Annotated in this window: 5 protein-coding genes and 1 pseudogene; 4 read left to right on the top strand and 2 right to left on the bottom strand. The window is 67.0% G+C overall.

All coding sequences use genetic code 11. The features are described from left to right. A pseudogene (gene sod, locus IEV64_RS16820) lies at positions 1-224 on the bottom strand (superoxide dismutase [Mn]); the annotation flags it as partial. Positions 225-340: 116 nt separating this feature from the next. Continuing rightward, complete coding sequence (locus IEV64_RS16815) at positions 341-1327, bottom strand: halo transducer protein (RefSeq protein ID WP_188424604.1); 987 nt, start codon at positions 1325-1327, stop codon at positions 341-343. Positions 1328-1512: 185 nt separating this feature from the next. Between IEV64_RS16815 and IEV64_RS16810 the strand changes: the two genes are divergently transcribed. The 4 genes from IEV64_RS16810 to pstB all read left to right on the top strand — a co-directional run bounded on the left by IEV64_RS16810 (position 1513) and on the right by pstB (position 6474). Then, positions 1513-2706, top strand: coding sequence for a PstS family phosphate ABC transporter substrate-binding protein (locus IEV64_RS16810; RefSeq protein WP_188424602.1), 1194 nt, complete (start codon positions 1513-1515; stop codon positions 2704-2706). 62 nt (positions 2707-2768) lie between these two features. Continuing rightward, a complete protein-coding gene (pstC, locus tag IEV64_RS16805) occupies positions 2769-3902 on the top strand; it encodes a phosphate ABC transporter permease subunit PstC (RefSeq protein WP_188424600.1) in 1134 nt (377 codons plus the stop codon). Further along, on the top strand, positions 3902-5524 hold the full coding sequence (pstA, locus tag IEV64_RS16800; protein WP_188424599.1) for a phosphate ABC transporter permease PstA: 1623 nt from the start codon (positions 3902-3904) through the stop codon (positions 5522-5524). Before pstC ends, pstA begins: the two co-directional genes overlap by 1 nt. 2 nt (positions 5525-5526) lie before the next feature. Beyond that, positions 5527-6474: a phosphate ABC transporter ATP-binding protein PstB gene (gene pstB / locus IEV64_RS16795; RefSeq protein ID WP_188424597.1), complete on the top strand. Its 948-nt coding sequence runs from the start codon at positions 5527-5529 to the stop codon at positions 6472-6474. Positions 6475-6513 lie beyond the last annotated feature (39 nt).

The raw sequence follows: 6513 nt of genomic DNA, 5'->3' as shown, positions 1-6513 counted from the left end.
AGAATGTGACCGGAGCCGTTGTGCGTGACGTTGCGGAGCGCGCCGGCGGACGAGCCGAACTCGCCCGCGTCGCGGTTGTCGGCGAGGGTCTCCTCGGCCGCGTTCCAGCCGTTGACGTAGCCCTGGTGGTGGGTGTCGTGATGCCACGTCAGCACCTGCTCGGAGATGTGCGGTTCAAGCGCGTCGTACTCGTACGGGAGGGGGTCAAGTTCGTAGTCTGACATTGGTGTTCGCAGTTAGACCGAGGGACTGAACACATATGTACGTTCGCTGAACGCGATTTACGTAGCGGAAGTGATATGTGTGTTCGCGGAGCAGTTCGGCGCGGTCGGCGCTCGGGTCACTCGGCGTCGCCGACACGAGCGTCGTCGAGTTCGGCCTGCACCGCGCCCCACGACACCGGCGGTTCGAACGCGGCGAGCGTCTCCTCGAACGACTCGATTCGCGCCCCGTACTCGTCGGCCCACGGCGGTCGGGCGAGTTCGTCGAGGCGCTCGCGGAGTCGCTGTACGCGGGCGTCGAGGTCGTCGAGGGCGGCGGCGGCATCGTCGAGACCGTCGGTATCCGCGTCCGACTCGGGGGCCAACTCCCGGAGGTCGGCGAGTTCGGCCCGTACGTCCTCGACCAACAGGGCGGAGACGCGGACGCGGAGCGCGGCGTTGCACCACTCGGTCGCGCGGTCGGCGTCTTCGGCGTCTTCGGCGTCGGCGGAACCCTCCGCGTCGACGACTGCCTCGACCCGGTCTTCGAGTCCGTCGAGCGACTGTTCGAGCGCCGCCACGTCGCCGTCGAGCCCGCGCACGCGAACGTCGTGGTTCGAGAGCCACCGTTCGAACTCCTCGATGTCGAGTTGTATGTCGTCCGCGTGCGCGGTGAGCGCCTGCGACTCGGACGCGACCTCCCGGAGTCCGAGCACGATGTCGTAGACGGACCGGGGGTCGTCGCGCCAGTCGGAGAGCCCCTGTAGCTCCTCGCCGAGCGACTCGACGCGGTCGTTCGCGTTCGCGACCTTCGCCTCGAACACGTCGAGACGGGACCGAACGGCACCGACGGCCGCGTCGTCGCCGGCGGCCTCGCGGGCGTCGTCGAGGTCGATAGACGCGAGTTCGACGCGGGTCTCCGCGGTCGACAGAATCATCGACGTGTCCGTGACCGCCGAGTCGACGCCGTCGACCGTCACCGCGCCGTCTTCGGTCACGTGACTGAGCACCGCCCGAACGGCGTCGGGGTCTCGGGACTCGTCCGCGTCCGCGACGCGGTCGGCCGCGTCAGATTTAGACAGACCGATGATACGTTCGGAGCCTGTGGTTCCGTCCTTCTGAGCCATCGTCCGTACGTATCTCGGGACCCGTTATATTTTCTGTCGTCTCGGTTACGTTCGAGTATATAGTTCTCAGTACTGATGTGTGAGCTAATATCGAACTATTTCGTCTCTTAGTGTTACGTTGAACTCTGATAGAACTAAACCAGTATTATAAACGCATTTTATTTAAAACCGGGTCTGACCACGTGATGGCGCAAGATTCCAAGAAGTTGGCAGGCAGCGTATCACGTCGGCAGTTCCTCGTCGCGTCGAGTGCGGCGGGTGTCGCGGGGCTCGCGGGTTGTTCGGGGCAGTCGAACTCCGAGACCGACGCGCCGGCGACCGAAGCAGAGGAGACCGACGCTCCGGAGACCACGACCTCGACCCCCGAGGAGACGAGCGAATCGAGCGCGCCGCAGATGCTCACCGCCGAGGGTTCCTCGACGGTGTACCCCATTGCGAACAAGGGGAGCTCCTATTGGAACTCCAACGCGCCGCCGAGCGACGGCGAGTACTGGGGTTCGAGCGACGAATCTACCGTCCCCGGCTGGGACGAACTCGGCGCACCGGACATGCGTCTGGCCGACTACTTCGCATCCCTCTACGGCTTCGAGCCGACCGAGACGCAGGCGAACCCCGCGTTCGCAACGTCCATCGGCCTGAGCCACTCCGGGACGGGCTGTAAGTCCGTCCGCGACGGCCTCGTCGACATCGGTAACTCGTCGGGCCCGATCACGGCCGAACTCGGCATCAGCGAAGAAGAGCGCGACGCGAACTACGTGGACCACGTCCTCGGCCGCGACGGCCAGCCCGTCGTCGTCTCGAAGGACGTTCACGACGCGGGTGTCACGGAGCTCACCGGCGAAGAAGTCCGCCAGATCTACCAGAACGAGATTACCAACTGGAGCGAAGTCGGCGGTCACGACCAAGAGATCTACGTGGTCGGCCGCGCGGAAGGCTCCGGCACGGACACTTCGTTCCGCCTCAACATGCTCGGGAGCGCCGACGCCTCGATGGAGGGCGTCGACACCCGGAAGGGCCAGAACCAGCAGGTCGCGACCGTCGTCCAGCAGAACGACGGTGCCATCGCGTACATGGCACTCGCGTTCACCGGTCCGGAAGTCATCCCCGTCGGTATCGACTTCGAGGGCACGCTCTACGCGCCGGACAAGAGCGCGGAGCACACCATCTTCGACAGCGCCTACCCGCTGAACCGCGACCTCCACCAGTACACGACCATCACGGAGGACACCCCGAGCGGGACGGACATGCGCGAAGCCGCGTTCATGAACATGTTCCTGACCACGTTCGGTCAGAAGCTGTTCGTCGAGGACAACAACTACATCCCACTGCCTGACAAGGACCTTCAGTCCGAGAAGGACAAGCTTCCGAGCCAAGCGTAACGCGGCTCGGACGCGGTAGCGGTTCCTGAACCTCGTTCTTTCCATTCATTGACGCTCCAATCATGAACGTACTTCCAGACTCCGACGGTGCCGGCCTCCGAGCGGCGGCTCGGCGAGGGCTCCGGCGCGGTCGCGACTTCGTCGACGAGACGCCGCCGGACGCGCTCGTCACGGTCACGGTCGCGGCGGTGTCGCTTCTCGCGGCGTTCGCGGGCTTTCTGGCCGTCTCGTCGCTGACGGCCGTCCCGTTTGCGGTGTTCCTCGTCGCGACGGGCTACGGCTGGCTCAGACACCAAGAATTGACAGCGCGCGTGCTCACGCTGACGACGACGGTCTCGACCATCCTCGTCCTCGGGCTCATCCTCGTCTTCATCTTCGCGGAGGCGTGGCCGACCGTGCAGTACGCGACCGTGAACGTCTTCGGTATTCCGATTCCGGGCCTGCGGCTCTTCATCGAGACGCGCTGGAGTCCGGTGACGCCGCCGATTCGGTACTCGCTCGTCCCGATGATTCACGGGACGGTGCTCGTCACCATCATCGCGACGGCCGTCGCCGCCCCGCTGGGCGTGGCCGCGGCGCTCTTCCTCAGCGAAATCGCGCCGAAGACCGTCCGCGAGGTCGTCAAGCCGGGCGTCGAGATTCTGGCGGGCATCCCCTCCATCGTCTACGGCTTCATCGGCTTCACCATCCTCAGCCCGTGGGCGGCCGACCAGTTCGACATCGTCGGGCAGGGCACGTACCTCTTCGTCGGTATCGTCGTCGGGCTGATGGCGCTCCCGACGGTCGTCTCGGTCGCAGAAGACGCGCTCAACAGCGTCCCCGAATCGATGAAAAGCGGCTCGCTCGCCCTCGGCACGACCGACTGGCAGACGATGACCTCCATCACCCTGCCGGCGGCCTTTTCGGGCGTCTCGGCCGCGGTCCTCCTCGGCGTGGGCCGCGCCATCGGCGAGACGATGGCCGCGACCGTGATGCTCCGCGGCAGTCCGGGCCTCACGAAGCCGCTGTACAACGTCTTTTACGGTAACGACACGCTCACGTCGCTCATCGCGGCGAACTACGGCGACGCCGACGGCCTCCAGCTCTCCGCGCTGTTCGTCGCGGGCGTCATCCTGTTCGTCACGGTGCTGTTCCTCAGCATCGGGTCGCAGTACATCGAGGCGCGCATGCGCCAGAAGCTCGGAGGTGCCGACTGATGGCGGGTGCGACCGAATCCACGCTCGTCAGCGAAGACACCACAGAGACCGAGGCGGTCGCCGCCGGTGCGGTGGGGCTGGCGGCGGTGCTTTTCGCCCTCTCGCTCGCGGCGATGTTCGAACTCGTGACCATCACCGACCCCGTCGCGGGCGTGCCGATGGTCGCACTCCTCGGCGGGCTGTTGGTCCTCCTCGGCCTCGCCGTCGTCGGCTTCGGCGTCGGCTCTCGACTCGGCTACGTCGCCACCGACCCCAGACCGACCGCCGGACTGGTCGCCTCGGGCGCGTTCGCGCTCGTCTGGTTCGTCGTCGGCGGGCTGGTCGCCTCGCAGACGCTCGGGCTCGGGACGGCCGGGTGGGTCGCCGCGTCGCTCCTCACCGGCGGGGCCGCGTTCGCGGTGAGCGCGCTCCCCCGCGAGGACATCGGCTCGACGCTCCCCGCGGGCGCGCTCGCCGCGTTCGCCGGCATCGTCTTCCTCACCGGCGTCATCGGCCCGTCGTGGGTGTGGGACCTCGGGTGGGAACAGCAGGCGTCGTTCAACGCCGAGTTCACGATTCCGGTCCTGACGGGCTTTTGTTCCCTGCTCGTCGGCTGGGCCGCCGCGAAGGCCTACGGCGGGTTCGGCGCGCGCGGCCGCCACATCGGCGCGTACGTCCTCGTCTACCTGAACGCCCTCTCCATCATCGCGGTGCTGTTCATCCTCGTCGCGTTCACGGTCCTGAAGGGCCTGCCGGGGCTGTTCAACGGTCTCGCGTTCGGCGCGGGCGCGGGCCCCGAAGTGACGCTCGTCGGCGTGACGTTCTCGCTTCCCCTCTCGTGGCCGTTCGTGATGAACGGCGTCGCGCTCCTCAACGACGTGAACGGCGTCCTCCCGGCCATCGCGGGCACGATTTGGCTCGTCATCGGGGCGGTGCTGTTCGCCGTCCCGCTGGGCGTCGGCGCGGCCGTCTTCATCACCGAGTACGCCGACCGCGGGCGCTTCACGCAGGTCGTCGAGGTCGCCACCAACGGCCTGTGGAGCACGCCCAGCATCGTCTTCGGACTGTTCGGACTGGCGTTCCTCGTCCCCCGGCTCGGCAACCAGAAGTCGCTTCTCGCGGGGATGCTCACGCTCGGCTTCATGCTCCTCCCGCTCGTCGTCATCACGAGTCGAGAGTCGATGCTGGCGGTCCCCGACGAGTACCGCGACGCGAGCGCCGCCCTCGGCGTCACGAAGTGGCAGACGATTCGGAGCATCGTCCTCCCGGCGGCGCTTCCGGGCATCGTCACGGGTATCATCCTCGGCGTCGGCCGCATCGCGGGCGAGACCGCCCCGATTCTCCTGACGATGTCGGGGAGCGTCGCCCCGCCGGGCAGTCAGACGGTCGACGTGGTCGGCGGCTTCCAGTTCTCGCTTGCCCCGCCGTTCGTGACTAACCCCGAACTGATGCGGGCGACCTCGGCGCTACCCTACCAGCTCTACTCGCTTATCACCGCGGGCGTCGGACAGTCGTCGAACATCGGCGCTATCGACGAGTTCCGGTGGGCGACGGCGCTCATCCTGCTCGTGGTCGTCTTGGGCTTCTACGCGGTCGGCATCGCGACGCGGTACTACTTCCGGAGTAAACTACAGCACGAGTAACCATGAGTGAAACCAGACAGACGGCGGACGACGCACAGGCGACGACGGACAGCGAACCCGACGGCGCGAGCGCCGGCACCGACCAGCCGCTCGAAGTCACGAGCGGCGAGACGCGCGAGCGGACCCGCGACGCGTGGGTCGAACACGAGTTCGAGGGCGACGCGAAGCTCTCGGTCTCCGACCTCGACGTGTACTACGGCGACGACCACGCGCTGAAGGGGGTCTCGATGGAGATTCCCGAGAACAGCGTCACGGCGCTCATCGGCCCCTCGGGCTGTGGGAAATCGACGTTCCTCCGGTGTCTCAACCGGATGAACGACCGCATCAAGGCCGCGCGCATCGACGGCTCGGTCCGGCTCGAAGGCGAGGAGATCTACCAGGAGGGCGTCAACCTCGTGGAACTGCGCAAGCGCGTCGGCATGGTGTTCCAGTCGCCGAACCCGTTCCCGAAGACCATCGCGGACAACATCTCCTACGGGCCGCGGAAGCACGGCGACCTCGACACCGGCCTGCTCGCCAACCTGCTCGGCCGGAGCGACGACGACGCGGTCGACGAACTCGTCGAGCGCTCCCTCCGGCAGGCGGCGCTGTGGGACGAGGTACAGGACCGACTCGACGACAACGCCCTCGGCCTCTCCGGCGGCCAGCAACAGCGGCTCTGCATCGCCCGCGCGCTGGCGACCGACCCCGAAGTGCTCCTCATGGACGAGCCGGCGTCGGCGCTCGACCCCATCGCGACCTCGAAAATCGAGGACCTCGTCCACGACCTCGCGGAGGACTACACGGTCGTCATCGTCACCCACAACATGCAACAGGCCGCGCGCATCTCGGACCAGACGGCGGTGTTCCTCACCGGCGGCGAACTCGTCGAGTACGGCGACACCGACCAGGTGTTCGAGGACCCCCAGAGCCAGCGCGTCGAGGACTACATCAGCGGCAAGTTCGGGTAACGTTCGGATTCGCCCCCGAGCCGACGCCGACCCGCGCCG

The sequence above is a fragment of the Haloferax sulfurifontis genome, from assembly GCF_014635105.1.
Classification (GTDB): Archaea; Halobacteriota; Halobacteria; order Halobacteriales; family Haloferacaceae; genus Haloferax; species Haloferax denitrificans.
Note: the sequence above shows the minus strand (reverse complement) of the source record. Positions and strands in the feature narration are given on the sequence as shown.

Bases quoted from the DNA above. Each gene is read 5' to 3' on its own strand.
- IEV64_RS16815 (WP_188424604.1), bottom strand. From the start codon at position 1,327: ATGGCTCAGAAGGACGGAACCACAGGCTCCGAACGTATCATCGGTCTG.
- IEV64_RS16810 (WP_188424602.1), top strand. From the start codon at position 1,513: ATGGCGCAAGATTCCAAGAAGTTGGCAGGCAGCGTATCACGTCGGCAG.
- pstC (WP_188424600.1), top strand. From the start codon at position 2,769: ATGAACGTACTTCCAGACTCCGACGGTGCCGGCCTCCGAGCGGCGGCT.
- pstA (WP_188424599.1), top strand. From the start codon at position 3,902: ATGGCGGGTGCGACCGAATCCACGCTCGTCAGCGAAGACACCACAGAG.
- pstB (WP_188424597.1), top strand. From the start codon at position 5,527: ATGAGTGAAACCAGACAGACGGCGGACGACGCACAGGCGACGACGGAC.